The organism is Nostoc sp. (assembly GCF_036917095.1).
Classification (GTDB): Bacteria; Cyanobacteriota; Cyanobacteriia; order Cyanobacteriales; family Nostocaceae; genus Nostoc.
Genome location: NZ_JBALFH010000035.1, coordinates 82,908 through 98,965 on the forward strand (window position 1 = coordinate 82,908; position 16,058 = coordinate 98,965).

A 16,058-nucleotide genomic window follows, 5' to 3' on the forward strand; every position below is an offset into this window, starting at 1 on the left:
TACCCTTCTCCTTCGGAGACGCTACGCGAACGGGAAGCCGCCCTCCGGGCATCTATGTCTTTTGTCATTTGTTCTTAGCTAATGAATAATGACCATTGACTAATGACTAATGACCATTGACCAGTGATTTAAAATACACGCGATCGCATCTTGTTGTTTCTACTCCGGTTGCTGGAGTGTAGCCGTTGCTTTCATACAGCTTGACTGCTTCCACCAAAACGCTGGCGGTTTCAATCCAAATTTGCCCAAAACCACGCTCTGCGATCGCTGCTTCTAGCTGTTGTAACAAATATTTCCCTAATCCTAAACCCCTGATACTGGGCAAAAGATACATTTTGCGGATTTCTACGGCTTTTTTGCCTCGGTGTATGGGGTAGTATGCCCCAGTACCTACTAACTGACTTTGGTGTTCAATTACCCAAAACTCTCCCCCAGTAGCTAAATAACATTCCTCTACTCGCAGCACATCTCGGTCAGCACCCTTTGGTTCCCAACCCAGACCGTATTCTGATAATACATAACTGATGACTTCGGCGGCTCTTGTGCGATCGCTTTTCACCCAATCACGAATTAAAAAATCTTGATAATAGTTTTTCATTACCATTTGCTGGTCAAGTTTACACAGAAAAATTTTCCGCATCTATATCCCAATTTACCCAGCAAATAGCTTTTATGGCAGAGTCCGTTTCAGGCAATACTCTCAAGGTGTCAACAAGAGACTTGGGGAGGGAAATTATCTTCCCCTCCCCAAGTCTCCTTACCAAGGATAATTCAGCGATATAGTAGCGATGCCTGCGGCGGGCTACGCCTACGCTGACATTGATTTTACGACTTGATATCAGTCTTTATGACTTTTTCCAAGGGCCCCAAATAGCTAAAGTAATACCAGGAGTTTGGATGTTGACGAACAAAGTATCACCATCAGGTGAGAAACAGGCTCCAGCAAACTCACCGGTTTGGAGGGCATTACGTGCAAATTTGTAGATTTCACCGTTGGGAGTAATACCGATCAAGAAATTGTCACCTTCTCCGTCTTCACAGAGGATAAGATCGCCAAAAGGTGCTACCACGAGATTATCAGGCATGTCGAGTTCATCTTTAGATTGAGACTCAACAAACAATTCAATTGTCTCTTCACGCGGAATGTAGCGCCAGACTTGACCACCCGCTACAGGGCCACCAGTTGTAGCAGTGAAGTAAAATTCACCTTTGCTCTTTTTGTCATCGTACCAAATGCCTTCCCCACGCTTAAATCGGGCTGCACCTAAATTGAGACCTTGCACTCTGACATTATCTACAGTCGTCGGATTTGGTTCAGGAATAGTCACCCAATCTACATTCCATTTCTGCCCGACTACGAAACCAATAGTGGTATCAACCCCAGGTCTATCTTTAATCCTCAAAGCTTGGAGAGTGCCTCCTGCTTTTAAATTGCCGTACTGTTTCGGGATAAAACGATAGAAGAGGCTACTGCCATTATCTTCAGTCTGATAAACAATCCCAGTTTTGGGATCTACAGCTACAGCCTCATGATTAAACCGTCCCATTTCAACTAGAGGTACTGGCTGAACAGGAGATGTGGCATTTGCTGGAACCTCAAAGTTATAACCGTGTGGCTTAGTGACTCCATTAGTTGCAGTTGGTATGGTTACATCTTCTTCACAGCTAATCCATGAACCCCAAGGAGTTAGACCACCCGCGCAGTTACGAATGGTTCCACCCAGAGAAGCGAACTGTTTAATCAGTTGGCGATCGCGTCCAATAACCAGCGTCGTAGTGCCACCTCTGCAAATGGGATCGTAGGGATTTGGCACTTGTGCTCGTGTACTAGAATCGATGCTCAGTTCGTGATTGCGAACCAGAATTGTTGTGTTTTTGGTGCCGAGGAAGGCTGCCATACCATCATGATTACTAGGCTCTGGAGTACCATCGCTCATCAGAGTGCCTGTGCGAGATATAACTTGATACTGAAATCCAGGCGGTAAATCTAACAAGCCATTAGGATCTGTTACAAGTGACCCATATCCTCTAGCAAGTCTTGAACCAAAGGTTTGTCTAGCAAGAAGACCTTCCATAGGAGACACCATCAAGGTGCCGACAGCAGTTGTACCTGCTATTGCAAAGAATTTACGTCTTGAAAATGTCATGAGGATGGTTTGGTTACATAAGATAATGCTGAAAGAAAAAATATTTGATCTTGATTAACTTTGGGTAATGTTTTATTTAACTTAGGGTGAGTCAATAAAAGGTAAATTTATATAAAATTTGCCTTGTCTTGGAAAATTTATGCTTATGTGGTTTAAATTAAGCCCACTGTCTAAAGCCTGGGGCTATATAAACAATCAAACAAAAGAGAACAATGAATTTTCATCTAACTATTTAGGTAGATGAATTCACTTTATATAGTTCATATTTTTAAGAATTAATTGCAATACTGATGAGAAGTTTGCAGACGAATACAACATCAGAATCTATTGCTGCGATCGAGAAAATGAAAAGCATTTGTAATCAAGTCAAGGCTACTGTAGCTATTCTTAAACCTGGCGCAGTTTTCGGTCTGTTGGTCGTTGGTTTTATAAATAAAGTCCTGAAGAAAAAGCCAGCATCTACATAGACAGTGAACCTGAATAGTCGAAGCTAGCCTGATTAGAACTGTAATTAAACATTATTCTAGCTTTAATCACCAAGAAATTTGGAAGGCTAGAAATGCCTAAATTTGGTAAGTGACGGATTGCAAATATCTCCCTTATTTCTAGTGAAATACGCTTGGTGTTAAAGCCAAGTTTGTAATTCAGATATTGGATAGTTGTTGGCGGCAACTGTTAACTAACAATTCCTAGATTGTTGTATATTTCGATAAGATTGCCATCAGGATCGCGAAAATGAGCTGTGCGAATTCCCCAGTCTGGCCGATCTTGTGGTTGAGTCACAACGATCGCACTCCGATCTTTTACTTGCTCATAGACCTCATCCACGTTATCGACTGCGAAAATCAAGACAATTTTATCTCGATTGACAACATATGAAGGCTGTTCGATTCTTGGAACTACTTCAGCCATTAATTCTTTTTTGAACAAACCGAGCTTGATATATCCGGTATTAAACTCAGCATATCCGCTATCTTCATCGCCCCAATCGACATCAAATTTCAGCAGATCCCGGTAGAACAGAAAAGAATCTTTGTAGTTGGAGACAAGCAGTCTCAGGTGTGTTAGCTGAAGCTTCATATCTATTGGGTTAGTCTACTAACTGTGAATTCTAGGTTCTGAATGCAAAGTCGCTAGCAACTCACTTTCGACAATTGCCAATTCATCAAGCCTTTGCATGACTATTTCTCTGTCGAAGTAAGTAGCAGCTAATACCCAATATATACCGTAGTGACGCGCTTCGGATGCCATTAACCCATGATAAAATTTTGCTAACTCTGGCTCTGGGCAGTGAGCAGCTAATAGCCCCAGGCGTTCGTGAGAGCGAGCTTCAATTAAACCAGTGACTAGTAAGGAATCTAGAAATCGCTCAGGTTCTTTAGGACGTACAACAGCTTTTAAACCCGCGCCGTAGGGAGGCGGTGGTAAGGGAGCTAGGGGAATATTCCGCCGTTCTAACCATTGGTTAACTAGCTCAAAGTGTTCTAGTTCTTCGCGGGCGATCGCAGTTAACTCCCGTACCATCTTAGTATTGGAAGGGTAGCGAAACATCATGTTCAAGGCTACGCCTGCTGCTTTGCGTTCGCAGTGGGAGTGGTCGAGTAAGATGATATCTAAATTAGCGATCGCTTGTTCAACCCAAGCAGAGCTAGTGGGTTGTTTCAAGGCATTGATAGTCGGTAATTGAGTAAGCACAGAGTCACAAAACTCCAGAATTTTAATTTAGCTGAGTAGCCCAGCAAATTGATTTTAGCGGAATATTCTTTGGGCAAAGTTCAATAATTGTTTGGGGGTGAAGGGTTTCGCTAAAAAGCCTTGGATCTCAACACCCGTAGTTTGGACTAATGCCTCAGAGCTAGCTAATCCACTCATCGCAATAATTTGCACTTGTGGGTTGATGGTTTGCAAGGTGCTGATGACTGTTTCTCCACCCATTAACGGCATCATTATATCTATCAGCACTAGCCTAATTTCATCTTTATGCTCGGTGTACAGGGCAATGGCCTCAATCCCATTTTGGGCAGTCAATACCTTGTAGTTATGGATTTCCAGTGTGGTTTTGGCGATCTGAGTTATGGCTACTTCATCATCAACAACTAAAATCAATTCTCCCTGACCTCTTGGCAGTTCTATCTCCTCTATTTTTTGAGAAATACTGCCCTCCTTGCTTGGCAGGTATACTTGGAATTTAGTCCCAATTCCTACCTGACTGGCCACTTCCACAAAACCGTCGTGGGTTTTGATGATGCCCATCAAGATAGATAAACCCAGTCCCGTACCCTTACCCACTTCTTTGGTGGTGAAAAAGGGATCAAAAATCCGATCGATAATTTCTGAGTGAATGCCAACTCCAGTATCAGCAACCGTAATCCTCACGTAGGAATTAACTGTTGCCCCTATGTGCATCCTGGCATGCTTTTCATCGATGAATAGCTTGGTGGCAGAAATAGAGAGTTTACCACCATTGGGCATGGCATCACGAGCATTGACTACTAGGTTCATTAACACCTGATGCAGTTCAGTGTTGTCTCCGAAAACCATCCCGATCTCTGGCGCTATGTCTGTGTTGATGTCGATGAATTTGGGGAATGTCTGTTGGACTATCTGTTTAATGTCTTCAAGGAGTTGCGATACTAGTACGATTGTGAATTTTTTTTCAGAACCACGAGTAAATAACAAAATTTGCCCCACCAAATCACCGCCCCGTTTGGCATTGCTTTCTAGTATCTTCAGCATTTGCAGCGAACTGTCATCAAGATGGGGATATTTTAGGGGCAGCAGATGAGCAATTCCCATGATTGGAGTCAGAATATTGTTGAGATCGTGAGCAATACCGCTGGCAAGAGTGCCTAAGCTTTCTAAACGTTGACTATGCAATAGGTGAGTTTCGAGTTGTTTTTTCTCGGTGATATCGGTGTCAACGCTCAGGATTGATTTCGGCAAGCCTACGGCATCAAGCATCAACGTCCAGCGGCTAGCAATGATTATTTCTTTACCATTTTTGGTAAATTTATGTAACTCTCCCTGCCATGTTCCATACTCAATCACAGTTTTCTGAGCCGCTGATAGTAGAGGTGAGGTTTTTTTAGATAAAAGTTCACAGATGTTCTTTCCTTGAGCTTCTTGAACTTGCCAGCCGTACATCTTCTCTGCACCGTGGTTCCAGAATAAGATTTGGTTGTGTAAATCCTCTACGATAATTGCGTCTGTTGTGATGTCTAGTAGGGCAGCTTGTTCGCGAATTTTCTGTTCTTGCTGGTGGCGTTCGCTAATGTCTCTGAATAACCAACGTAAGCTTTCGGTTTTACCCTGACTATCTTCCACAGCGATCGCAGTTATTTCTGCCGGAAAGTCTATAATTCCTTCTTCATGAAAAATCTGTAACTCTTCTCTTTTGATTTGCCCCTGCTGTTGCAATTGCAGCATGATTTGACGAAATTTCTGCCGTTCTGTCTGATGCACAAACACAGCCATTGGTTTACCAATTAGGTAAGACTGACGCACATTCAATAACTTAGCCGCAGCATAGTTAGCTTCCTGAATAATTCCAGTAGCATCTGTAAGCAAGTAACCATCTGGGGCAAAGTTAAATAAATCGTAATAACGTTGGCGTTCTTCTTCTACCAAATGGCGTGTAGCGATCAATTCCTCATTTTGTTGCTGTAACTCTTCCAGAGAAATAGAGATTTCGGTCATTGCTTGTTGTAAAAGTTCTCTAGGGGAATCCTGCCCTATAGATTTCTCTGCTGCGAGACTTGCAAGCTGCGAAAGGTTTTCCAATCGCTGATGCGCCTCGACAATCGCTTGTTGAAAATTTTCCTTAGTCATTTGTAGTTTTTTCCTATGATTGCTTTGATCAAGAAATGCAGAAGGAAAACTGACCTCTGCTTCAGTAAAGCGACCAAAGAGAATAAGGATTTAATACAATACTCTTCAGTTAAGCATTTTTATCGGAAATTAAAGGGTTTAAAAGGATGTTTGAAAAGTAGTTGAAGGATTTGATACATCACTAAGAACTTTTCAAACCTCCTCTAAGACTTATACATCTACGTATACCACAGTTACTCTGGTGATGAATCTTGCTACGGTCTGGTTTAAATCGCTGTCTTTAATTTTTAATTTTTAATTGTTATTCTTGCTGCTGCCGTTCCTCCATTTCTTGAGTAGAAATCATACTATTGACTCTCTCTATATCTACCATCATCAAAACTGCTCCTTGCATTTCAATGCCAAGCAACGGAGTAATTGCCAGGTAACATTTTATTTGTCTACCCCGACGATTGGTAGCATCAAGGATCATTTCTTGAAACTGTTTTTTCCCGGATAGAGAGTCACGGATAGGCGATCGCAACTGCTCGACAGGTAGCCCAATATCTAGGCTAAAGAGAGACTTTCCTACAACTTCATCAGTCCGCAAGCCCCATAAATCTTCGACCATATAATTCCAAATAGAGATATTAAAGCTACTGTCAATTACCACTATTCCTGTTTGGAAACTCTTGAGAATAGAGGCGAGGAAAATATTTGTGCAATTCAGTTCTGTGGTGCGATCGCTCAGTTCGTAATTAATTGTCTGTAATTCTTCATTAGTAGATTGGAGTTCTTCATTCATCGTCTCCAATTCTTCATTAGTAGATTGGAGTTCTTCGTTAGTAGTTTCTAATTCTTCATTGGTAGATTGTAGTTCTTCATTAGTAGTTTCTAATTCTTCATTGGTAGATTGTAATTCTTCATTGGTAGTTTCTAATTCCTGTTGCGATCGTTGCAGGGCATCTTGGAGTTTAATATAACGGGTGACATTATGAAAGGAGATACTGACCCCTAAAAAGGTGGTGTCTGTTTCTTGTAAAGGCGTAATTTGCACATCCAGATATTGGGTTTCTCTGTTAGATAAATAGCGCTCTACATTGGTTAGGCTTACAGGACGGCGTTCAGTATAAGCCCGTTCAATTAGCGATCGCAATTCAACTGGCCGATAGGAAAGTTCTAGATCTTGGAAGGGACGAGCTAAATCTTTGGGGGAAAGGGCGAACAAAGTCCGCGCCTGCTCGTTCACCATTACCAGAGTGCCATTGATATCAATGATTATTTGGGCGATTGGGGCTGTGTCAAAACCCATCTCTCGCAGCCGGAGGTTTCGAGCCAAACGGCTGCTAGATTCATCATCTACTAAATTTGCCATAACTAGGAGGCGATCGCGTAAATTCACCGTCGATACTTTAGTGAATATTCGGTTTTTCAAGTCCAATGGCGTAAACAGATTAGAATGCATCAATAGCATCTCTGCTTTTCCCAAAAACAGATAGCCATGATCATTTAGTGCAAAATGAAACCGCGCCAGAATTCGCCCTTGAGTTTCAGAATTGAAATACATTAATGTATTGCGGCTGACTAATAAATCTAAGCGCGAAATGGGCGCATCCTGAAGCAAATCGTGGCGACCAAAAATCACTGAGCGGCGCAAGTCTTGACGGAAGACATAGCGGTTTCCGATAATCTCAAAGTATTTCTGCCGTAGTTCATCTGGCACAGCTTGGACATCTTTTGCTGAATACACAGCTTGCCTAGCCTGGTTGAGAGCATCTTCATCTACATCTGTGGCGTAGATTTTCACTCGTTGGCGAAATTCCTCTGCTCCCAATATTTGAGCCATCAACATTGCCAAGGTATAAGCTTCTTCCCCAGAAGCACAGCCAGCGCTCCAGATGCGGATTGGATCGGAAGTTTTTTTATTCTTAATCAGATTAGGCAATATTTGCTCTGCTATATATTCCCAAGCTGATGAATCTCGAAAAAAAGCGGTGACGTTAATTAGGATAGTGTTGAAAAGATAATTGAATTCTTCTGGATAAACTTCTAGATAGTCTTGATATTCTTCAAAATTTTCTATGGTTAATGACTGCATCCGCTTGAGTACCCGACGTATCAAAGTCGAGCGCTTATAGCCTGTAAAATCAAATCCCCGGCTCTGTCTGAGATAAACCAGTAGATTTTCAAATTTAGGATCTTTTTCTGCGGAAGTCATAGGTTAGGGGCAGGGGAGCAGGGGGCAGGGGGCAGGGGAGCAGGGGGCAGGGGGCAGGGGAGCAGGGGGCAGGGGAGCAGAGGAGATATGTTTTAGAATGCAAGTTAGTGTCACTATACTTTAATGAGTCTTTGATACTCATTAATGAGGCTTTGAACTCCTTTAATGAGTCTTTGATACTCATTAATGAGTCTTTGATACTCATTAATGAGTCTTTGAACTCCTTTAATGAGTCTTTGATACTCATTAATGAGGCTTTGAACTCCTTTAATGAGTCTTTGATACTCATTAATGAAGCTTTGAACTCCTTTAATGAGTCTTTGATACTCATTAATGAGGCTTTGATACTTGCAGACGTAGCTTGGAACTTTTCCCCCTGCCCCCTGCCTCCTGCCCCCTGCCTCCTGCCTCCTGCCCCCTGCCCCCTGCCTCCTGCCTCCTGCCTCCTGCCTCCTGCCCCCTGCCTCCTGCCTCCTGCCTCCTGCCTAGTTAGATTCTCCCATGACCAAAGTCACTAGGGCGGTGGAAATTTCATCAAGGGGGAGAATAAAATCTACATTGCCAGTGTTAATTGCCGCGGAGGGCATCCCGGAAAATTCGGCGGTTTTTACGTCTTGGACAATCACAGTACCGCCCATTTTTTTGATTGCTTCTACTCCCATCGCGCCGTCGCTACCCGTTCCAGTTAACACAAGGGCGATCGCTCTGTCTTTGTAAGTGGCTGCAACCGATTCAAATAATAAGTCAGCCGAAGGACGTAAAAAATGTACTAATTCTGACTGTGATAAGGAAAGTGTACCGTCACCGTTAACCAATAAGTGACGATCGGGTGGAGCAACGTAAGCCGTCCCTGGAGTCAGGGAATCTCCCTCCTCTGCCTGTTTGACAGTAATATTTGTGCGCCGACTGAGAATTTCTGCCATGAACGACGGATGTCCCGGAGCTAGGTGTTGCACAATAGCGATCGCGGCTGGAAATTCGGCAGGTAGAGTCGATAGCACTTTAACTATGGCAGTCAGTCCGCCTGCTGAGGCTGCGATCGCCACAATATCAAAGGCAGCATTACTAAAATTAGATGGATAATTACTGGCATTTTCTGCCATCTTAATTATAATTTTGCACTATGACTATTTGCTAACCTTTTTAGGTTAAAAAGAACACTCTTTTTAATCTTTGTTTAAGTAAATTATAGAGTGTATTTGACGTACTTCAGCATATTTTTTATTTCTTTTTTTGTTAAATTAATATCTAATCTTCCTGCTCTAGAATGCGTTTCGCCTGTAAAAGTTGCTGTTTATGTTCCTCGCTAACTGTTGGATATTGCAGATTTAGTTCTTGTAATTTTGTGCAGATGATGTTGGCAACAGTCAGGCGTGTAAACCATTTGCGATCGGCAGGAATAATATACCACGGTGCCCATTTAGTACTGGTATAGTTAAAAACTTCTTCATAAGCATTCATATAATCATCCCAAAAAGCTCGCTCCCGGACATCGCTATCTGAAAACTTCCAATTTTTTTCAGGATATTCAATCCGTTCTAAAAAGCGTTTTTTCTGCTCTGTTTTAGAGACATTCAAAAAAAACTTCAGAATGATTACACCATTGTCAACCAAATATTTTTCAAAGTTATTGATTTCTTCAAAGCGCTGCTTCCATATCTTATTTCCTTCAGGAATGTGGGGAAGTTGTTGTTTTTTAAGTATTTCTGGATGGACGCGAGCCACTAACACTTCTTCATAGTATGAACGGTTGAATATTCCAATTCGACCTCGTTCGGGCAAAGCCTTCGTTGCCCGCCACAGGTAGTCATGGTCTAATTCTTCCGAACTGGGACTTTTGAAACTAAACACCTGAAATCCTTGCGGATTGACACCAGAGGTCACGTGTTTAATTGTGCTATCTTTGCCAGCAGCATCCATTGCCTGAAAAATAATCAGCAATGCATAAGTGTTTTGAGCGTAGAGAATATTTTGGTAATTTGCTAATCGTTCAATATCTGTCTTTAACCTGGTTGCAGCATCAGCTTTTTGATCGAAATCACTTTTATAGGCTGGGTCATAGTTTTTTTTCAGAGAAATCTTTGAACCTGGTGGAACAATGAAAGCATCGTGATTCATATATAAATTTTCCTAATGACTGCTTATCTGAAGCATATTTTGAAGTGCTAATTACTCAAAATTATCATTTATTAATTAAATAATTTTGGCTTTATCGCTCCTTTTATTATGGACTCAAATAAATAAAATTGTTTTTATAAGCTGTGTTTCAGGTTTTGAAGCTTCCCTATAAAACCTGAGTTTTAATGCCACAGCATAAACGGAGCAGTAGAAGCAGAATTTTGATTCAAAATTTCTAACTTTTAACCAATTCTGGCGGTTTAAGTCCCCTCTTAATCATCGGCAAGTTTTGTGACTCTTTCTAAATCCCCGTTATAAAACTTAATTACGAATTACTGTCTTCTCTACGAGACGCAGCGCGTAGCCTGCTTCACCGTAGGAGTATGTAAGCGTCCGTAAGTGCGTCATTAGCACAAATTATTTCCGTCGCCTTGGCATAGGACGCATCGCTTCACGGCCCAAGATAAACATCCCCGCGATCCCTAAACTGACAAACCAAACATATTGATACCAGTATTGCCGAATCTGTTCAACCCTATTGAGTTCTGGATGCAACGTATTTAAGTACAGCAGCAGCACTAATATCATCAGCGCCCCAAAACCAACAAAGCTGAAACCAACACAAATTCGTACAGGTCGCAGTTCAAAATCACTAATACTGTCTAGGTCAATTTCTGCTAGTTCCTTTAAGGAATCATCTGCTAGAGATGAGGTTACTTGGAATCTATTGCTCAGGTTTGGTGGCAAAATTGGCAACAGTGTTGCTACCGTTGGGCGACGTAGCAAAGCCTCAGTATCTCGCAATAATTCCAGTGGCTTACGGGTAGTAGTTGGTTGAGCAAACTCTATATTGTCTGTAGCAGTTGGGGCACTGGCTTTGCTTTCAAAATCCATAGCACGCCTCAGAAGAACCAGGATATACATAGATTAGCGAATCAAGAGACAAATACGTGAAAATAATTCGTAATACCCTATGGGTTCGCGTAGCGTTCCGCAAAAAAGGCTTCCCGTAGGGTATTATGAACCATCAATTACTCGTCCATCTCTTTTAATGTAGCTAATGCTGACGGAGATAAGCGGCTTAGATAACGGAATATCCAGTATTTAAAGATAGTGTTTAAAATCACAGGAAATGTCGCAATAAATAAAAAGATTGCATTTCTAGTGGCTGGCAAACCTAAATGTTCAGCGAATCCTTCAAGAATGACCTCCCACCCATCTGGTGAGTGAAATCCTACAAATATATCTGTAAAGAGAATAATTAAAAAAGCCTTAGCACTATCGCTAAGACCATAGACAATGGTATCCATAAAAGACTTGAGAATCAGAATTTCTCTTTTGCTCATAACAATGATTATACTAAAAGAAATTAGTGTGATTATATCTGCAAAAATATTGCTAATCGCGCTATTACTTTTAAGATAAAATTCTTCAGCCATTTCCATCGCTTTGTCTTTAATTTTTTCTTGGATTACCTCTGAAGAAAGTGGGGGCGCTTGATTGAGTAAATATTCAAACCTCAATCCTTTCTCAAAAGTATTTAATTCATGGAAAGCTTCTTTTTCCATATCAGAATTAATAAAAACTTGAATTTTATTATCTCCTCTAACTCTTTCTAATATGGGAGTTACTAAAAATATTTTAGATAGATTATAAGTTAAAATAGGTACAATAATTAGAGTTATTAGAAATCTCAGACCAATTTTCGTCCTGTTTCGAGAAATTCGATAATTTCTCATAAATTCTTCTTCTGTCTGTGGGGTTAAATTTGCTTTTATTCTATTAACTCTTTTCCCTATAGACCTTGGAGAAGCTCCAGTACTTTGAAATGAAGGTGTTGCTATATCATTAATATTAGATAAATCTGAGTGATTTTTAATTTCGTCGCGGTTAATTTTTAGGGGTTGATAATTTGTTCCTAATGCGCTGTTGCTAATTATTTCATCTTTGATAGCGTATTTTTCTACAACTTCATCAATAACCTTTAATTTTTCTAATAAAACAGAATTAGAGATATTGACAATTCCCCGACTTAGCCTGAACTCTGCAAGCCTAATCTTGATAATAGTTAAATTTTTATCAAGGTAAGCTTGCCAGTAAGACATCACGGTTTCAGTATAATTTACTGACTCTGGTGAGATTTTTTTGTTGTCAAAATGTTCTATCTCAATATTTTTAATTCTTTGAGCTGCTTGTTGAGCTTCTAACAGTGCCCTTTCAGGTGTATTGAAAAACCAATGGTTAAGCGATCGCAAGTATTGTTTTAACCTTTGGCGAAGTAATGCTGGTGTTTTTGCAAACGAATTTTTCATTACCTATATGACGTTTTATACAATGTATATTATATTTATATAAACAGGAAAAATGGGTAACAATTAGTTAAAAATATTATTACCTATTACCCAATGCTGATTAGATAAATCTATCGTTGTGAATTATTCACATAGTTTAGTTTTATTATGCCAAATTACTTCTATGAAGAGTAAAGATAAAAAATATTAGAGTAAATCGTGGCTCTGGCTTTTGTAACAAAAAATTAACTATGAGAAATTAATTTATTTCAATATCATGAATAAGGTGTGTAAATTATGTGTCAATAGCGTGACACAGATCGAGATTACACTTTACAGCTTGATGTAGGGGAGGCAGTACATTGGGGAGCCAGCAAGGTTCTAGTAAGGGGCGTGAGGCGCTTTAGCGCATAGGGCAGCCTCTTAGAGTCAGCGTCCCAGTCGGTTGGGGAGACAGGTGCAGGGGGTTTCCCGACTTCTACTCCTGCAAAGAAGCAACTGTCTTGAAGCACCTGGCGTGGTTTCGAGTCCAGTTCTAACAACGGAAGCTTTCTCACCCTGTCCTTTGGGAAAAACTCGCCATATGATGAGCTGATGCTATGTCGGCACAAAATAAAAGTTGGTCACTACAGCAAGCAAAAAATCTGAACCCAGAATTTATTGGCAATATGAAACTCAGTCTGTGCATGATTGTGAAAAACGAAGCAGCAACACTGCCTAAATGCCTGAACAGTGTAAGAAAAGTGGTGGATGAAATAGTAGTCTTGGATACAGGCTCAATCGATCGCACTCCCAATATTGCCCAACAACTCGGTGCAAAAGTCCATCATTTTAAATGGTGTAATGACTTTAGTGCTGCCCGTAATGCTGCTCTAAAATATGTCACTGGTGATTGGATTCTGGTATTAGATGCTGATGAAACTCTGACACCAGCAATTGTACCGCAGTTGCGAGAGGCGATCGCTAGAGAAGAATATCTACTCATCAACCTCGTCCGCCATGAAGTTGGTGCAGAACAATCTCCCTATTCTCTGGTTTCCAGGCTGTTCCGCAATCATCCAGATATTCGTTTTGACCGTCCTTACCATGCCTTAGTCGATGATAGTGTGTCAGCAATTTTAACCAAAGAACCCCATTGGCAAGTGGGTTATTTACCAGGAGTGGCAGTTTTACACACAGGATATCAAAAAAGCGCGATCGCTCAAAATAACAAACATGCCAAAGCAGCTACGGCGATGGAAGGGTTTCTTGCAACTCATCCTGATGACCCCTATGTTTGCAGTAAATTGGGGGCATTGTATGTGGAAACTGGGAAAATTTCCCAAGGTATGGAGTTGCTGAGACGAGGAATCGCTGCGGCTGAAGAAAATTACGATATTTTATATGAACTTCACTATCATTTAGGCATTGCCTACAGTCGGTTGCAAAAATCCCCACAGGCTATTTCTCACTATAAAACTGCCATCAAATTACCTATTTACCCCATACTCAAGTTAGGAGCATACAATAACTTGGGTAACTTACTCAAAGCAGCAGGAGATTTCAACGGTGCGAAAACTGCTCATACCACAACTTTGAAAATTGACCCTACTTTTGTTTTTGGACATTATAATTTGGCGATGACATATAAGGCTTTGGGTTTATTTACAGATGCGATCGCATGTTATCAAAATGCAATCAGCTTAAATCCCAACTATGCCGAAGCGTATCAAAATTTAGGGGTAGTGTTGCTCAAAGTTGGCAATCATCAAGATAGTTTAACAGCTTTTAGAAAAGCGATCGCCCTTCATGAAAGGTATAATCCCGAAGAGGCCAAGAGACTACGCCAGGGTTTGCGGGAGATGGAGTTGATGTAGATGTCAGGGGCACTCAATTCCTTCTCTTCTCCTTCAAAGACGCTAGCGCGAACGAGACGCTACGCGAACGCGTCTTTTTCTGCAAGACGCTTTGCGTAGCTTGCTTCTCCGTAGGAGTACGCGGTAGCCTGCGGCAAGCCGCTGACGCTCCTTCTCTGCGAGACGCTACGCGAACGTCGCTACCGCTTCGCTAATGCGTCTACGTTAAAAAATAACTTTGACAAAAAGTTTTAGCCTAAACCCAAGCGTATTGGTTACAGAATGTAACGCAGTATTTTTCTAAATTTGATAGATTGATCCTTTGTCGAACGCTCTTCATCTCTATGTCGTCCCAGGTATCGCTCCCCCAATCCCTCCATCCATACTTACCCCTCACCGCTCTTGCGCCTATGCAGGATGTGACAAACCTCTGGTTTATGAAGGTCATTGCCCATTACGGTAGCCCTGACTACTTCTTCACCGAGTATTTCCGCGTGAATGATACCTCACGGCTCAATCGTAGCATTCTGGCAGCAATCACCGAAAACGACACGGGTCGCCCCGTTTTTGCTCAAATGATTGGCGAAAGCATTCCAGACTTAGTAAGAACAGCAAAGGAACTCTGCAAGTATAATATCGCTGGAGTTGACTTGAACATGGGCTGTCCAGCACCTAGAATCTATCGCAAAAATGTTGGGGGTGGATTGCTGCTCTTACCAGAAAAAGTGGATCGGATTTTGGGAGAACTGCGACAGGCTGTCAACGATCGACCTTTTACCGTCAAGATGCGCGTAGGGTTTGAGAATACAGATAACTTTTACAAAATTCTAGATACGATCGCTCGCCACAGCGTTGATTTGCTGAGTTTGCATGGTCGCACGGTGAAAGATATGTACCACGGGGCAGTAAAATATGATTTGATTGCTGAAGCGGTCAGACGGGTTGATTGTCCAGTGCTTGCCAATGGCAATATCGATTCTGCAACAACTGCTATTCAAGTGCTTTCTCAAACGGGCGCGGCGGGTGTGATGGTGGGACGCTGGGCGATCGGGAATCCTTGGCTTTTTAATCAAATTCGGCAGGCTTTGCGAGGAGAACCGATTACGCCCGTTCCTTTAGTAGAGGTACGCAACTATATCGATCGTTTATGGCAAACCCCTACAGCAGCAACTATGCCAGAGCGATCGCGCGTAGGCTACCTCAAAATGTTCCTCAACTACATTGCGCTGAGTGTTGACGCTGAAGGTCATTTCCTACGGCTGATGCGACAAACATCTACGGAGGTAGAACTTTTTACCCTGTGCGATCGCGTTCTCCTTGGCGATCTGACAAAAACTTTAGCCCTTTCACCCCAATTTTGATTTTTTTGCCTCTGAATACCTTCAAACACTTTTTTGGAGTAGTCTGGCTCATTGACGATAGTTGCAATGACTTGGCGACGCGTGTGGTTATATCATGTCCGCTTGATTACTTATTAGAGGTTGTTTGAAAAGTGGTTGGCTGTGATTTTAGGCACTAACTGATCCCCCCTAGCCCCCCTTAAAAAGGGCAGGGTGGTTTCATACAACGAGAGAAAAATAATAATGGTTTGTAGAGGGTGAAGAAAAATGGATAACTAACAAGTATGAATCTCGTCGAACAA

14 protein-coding genes are annotated in these 16,058 nt (G+C 41.6%); 3 read left to right on the top strand and 11 right to left on the bottom strand.

Going from position 1 to position 16,058, the window contains the following annotated elements; all coding sequences use genetic code 11:
• Positions 1-106: 106 nt before the first annotated feature.
• Together V7L01_RS18495 and V7L01_RS18500 are read right to left on the bottom strand one after the other, a co-directional pair.
• Positions 107-598: a GNAT family N-acetyltransferase gene (locus V7L01_RS18495; RefSeq protein ID WP_335037133.1), complete on the bottom strand. Its 492-nt coding sequence runs from the start codon at positions 596-598 to the stop codon at positions 107-109.
• 247 nt (positions 599-845) lie between these two features.
• Complete coding sequence (locus V7L01_RS18500; protein ID WP_335037134.1) at positions 846-2,147, bottom strand: alkaline phosphatase PhoX; 1,302 nt, start codon at positions 2,145-2,147, stop codon at positions 846-848.
• A 290-nt stretch (positions 2,148-2,437) separates the two neighbouring features.
• On the opposite strand from V7L01_RS18500, the gene V7L01_RS18505 reads away from it, so the two are divergent.
• Complete coding sequence (locus tag V7L01_RS18505; protein WP_335037136.1) at positions 2,438-2,614, top strand: hypothetical protein; 177 nt, start codon at positions 2,438-2,440, stop codon at positions 2,612-2,614.
• A 208-nt stretch (positions 2,615-2,822) separates the two neighbouring features.
• Here V7L01_RS18505 and V7L01_RS18510 read toward each other — a convergent pair whose 3' ends face one another.
• The 9 genes from V7L01_RS18510 to V7L01_RS18550 all read right to left on the bottom strand — a co-directional run bounded on the left by V7L01_RS18510 (position 2,823) and on the right by V7L01_RS18550 (position 12,602).
• The gene (locus V7L01_RS18510; protein WP_335037138.1) at positions 2,823-3,227 is read right to left on the bottom strand and encodes a VOC family protein; all 405 of its coding nucleotides are present in this window, start codon (positions 3,225-3,227) and stop codon (positions 2,823-2,825) included.
• Positions 3,228-3,245: 18 nt separating this feature from the next.
• Complete coding sequence (locus V7L01_RS18515) at positions 3,246-3,842, bottom strand: tRNA-(ms[2]io[6]A)-hydroxylase (RefSeq protein WP_335037139.1); 597 nt, start codon at positions 3,840-3,842, stop codon at positions 3,246-3,248.
• Between the two features lie 54 nt (positions 3,843-3,896).
• Positions 3,897-5,975 (bottom strand): PAS domain-containing hybrid sensor histidine kinase/response regulator, encoded by a 2,079-nt coding sequence (locus V7L01_RS18520; protein WP_335037141.1) that lies wholly within the window; start codon positions 5,973-5,975, stop codon positions 3,897-3,899.
• A 301-nt stretch (positions 5,976-6,276) separates the two neighbouring features.
• Positions 6,277-8,172, bottom strand: coding sequence for a CheR family methyltransferase (locus V7L01_RS18525; RefSeq protein WP_335037143.1), 1,896 nt, complete (start codon positions 8,170-8,172; stop codon positions 6,277-6,279).
• Complete coding sequence (locus V7L01_RS18530; protein WP_335037145.1) at positions 8,147-8,503, bottom strand: hypothetical protein; 357 nt, start codon at positions 8,501-8,503, stop codon at positions 8,147-8,149. The genes V7L01_RS18525 and V7L01_RS18530 overlap by 26 nt, the downstream gene beginning before the upstream one ends.
• 154 nt (positions 8,504-8,657) lie before the next feature.
• Positions 8,658-9,275: a chemotaxis protein CheB gene (locus V7L01_RS18535; protein WP_442936993.1), complete on the bottom strand. Its 618-nt coding sequence runs from the start codon at positions 9,273-9,275 to the stop codon at positions 8,658-8,660.
• Positions 9,276-9,420: 145 nt separating this feature from the next.
• On the bottom strand, positions 9,421-10,290 hold the full coding sequence (locus V7L01_RS18540) for a polyphosphate kinase 2 family protein (RefSeq protein ID WP_335037147.1): 870 nt from the start codon (positions 10,288-10,290) through the stop codon (positions 9,421-9,423).
• A gap of 417 nt (positions 10,291-10,707) precedes the next feature.
• Positions 10,708-11,184 carry a hypothetical protein gene (locus V7L01_RS18545; protein ID WP_335037149.1) on the bottom strand — a complete coding sequence of 159 codons (477 nt, stop codon included), beginning with the start codon at positions 11,182-11,184 and terminating at the stop codon, positions 10,708-10,710.
• Between the two features lie 137 nt (positions 11,185-11,321).
• The gene (locus V7L01_RS18550; RefSeq protein ID WP_335037150.1) at positions 11,322-12,602 is read right to left on the bottom strand and encodes a proton extrusion protein PcxA; all 1,281 of its coding nucleotides are present in this window, start codon (positions 12,600-12,602) and stop codon (positions 11,322-11,324) included.
• A gap of 647 nt (positions 12,603-13,249) precedes the next feature.
• On the opposite strand from V7L01_RS18550, the gene V7L01_RS18555 reads away from it, so the two are divergent.
• Positions 13,250-14,437 carry a glycosyltransferase gene (locus V7L01_RS18555; RefSeq protein WP_335037164.1) on the top strand — a complete coding sequence of 396 codons (1,188 nt, stop codon included), beginning with the start codon at positions 13,250-13,252 and terminating at the stop codon, positions 14,435-14,437.
• Between the two features lie 323 nt (positions 14,438-14,760).
• Positions 14,761-15,777: a tRNA-dihydrouridine synthase family protein gene (locus V7L01_RS18560; RefSeq protein ID WP_335037152.1), complete on the top strand. Its 1,017-nt coding sequence runs from the start codon at positions 14,761-14,763 to the stop codon at positions 15,775-15,777.
• The last annotated feature ends 281 nt before the right edge of the window (positions 15,778-16,058 follow it).

What these genes read in the sequence shown, in the direction of transcription:
- V7L01_RS18540 (WP_335037147.1), bottom strand. Translation starts at nt 10,290, where the DNA reads ATGAATCACGATGCTTTCATTGTTCCACCAGGTTCAAAGATTTCTCTG.
- V7L01_RS18505 (WP_335037136.1), top strand. Translation starts at nt 2,438, where the DNA reads ATGAGAAGTTTGCAGACGAATACAACATCAGAATCTATTGCTGCGATC.
- V7L01_RS18555 (WP_335037164.1), top strand. Translation starts at nt 13,250, where the DNA reads ATGAAACTCAGTCTGTGCATGATTGTGAAAAACGAAGCAGCAACACTG.
- V7L01_RS18545 (WP_335037149.1), bottom strand. Translation starts at nt 11,184, where the DNA reads ATGGATTTTGAAAGCAAAGCCAGTGCCCCAACTGCTACAGACAATATA.
- V7L01_RS18510 (WP_335037138.1), bottom strand. Translation starts at nt 3,227, where the DNA reads ATGAAGCTTCAGCTAACACACCTGAGACTGCTTGTCTCCAACTACAAA.
- V7L01_RS18500 (WP_335037134.1), bottom strand. Translation starts at nt 2,147, where the DNA reads ATGACATTTTCAAGACGTAAATTCTTTGCAATAGCAGGTACAACTGCT.
- V7L01_RS18535 (WP_442936993.1), bottom strand. Translation starts at nt 9,275, where the DNA reads ATGGCAGAAAATGCCAGTAATTATCCATCTAATTTTAGTAATGCTGCC.
- V7L01_RS18550 (WP_335037150.1), bottom strand. Translation starts at nt 12,602, where the DNA reads ATGAAAAATTCGTTTGCAAAAACACCAGCATTACTTCGCCAAAGGTTA.
- V7L01_RS18560 (WP_335037152.1), top strand. Translation starts at nt 14,761, where the DNA reads ATGTCGTCCCAGGTATCGCTCCCCCAATCCCTCCATCCATACTTACCC.
- V7L01_RS18495 (WP_335037133.1), bottom strand. Translation starts at nt 598, where the DNA reads ATGAAAAACTATTATCAAGATTTTTTAATTCGTGATTGGGTGAAAAGC.
- V7L01_RS18525 (WP_335037143.1), bottom strand. Translation starts at nt 8,172, where the DNA reads ATGACTTCCGCAGAAAAAGATCCTAAATTTGAAAATCTACTGGTTTAT.
- V7L01_RS18520 (WP_335037141.1), bottom strand. Translation starts at nt 5,975, where the DNA reads ATGACTAAGGAAAATTTTCAACAAGCGATTGTCGAGGCGCATCAGCGA.
- V7L01_RS18530 (WP_335037145.1), bottom strand. Translation starts at nt 8,503, where the DNA reads ATGAGTATCAAAGACTCATTAAAGGAGTTCAAAGCTTCATTAATGAGT.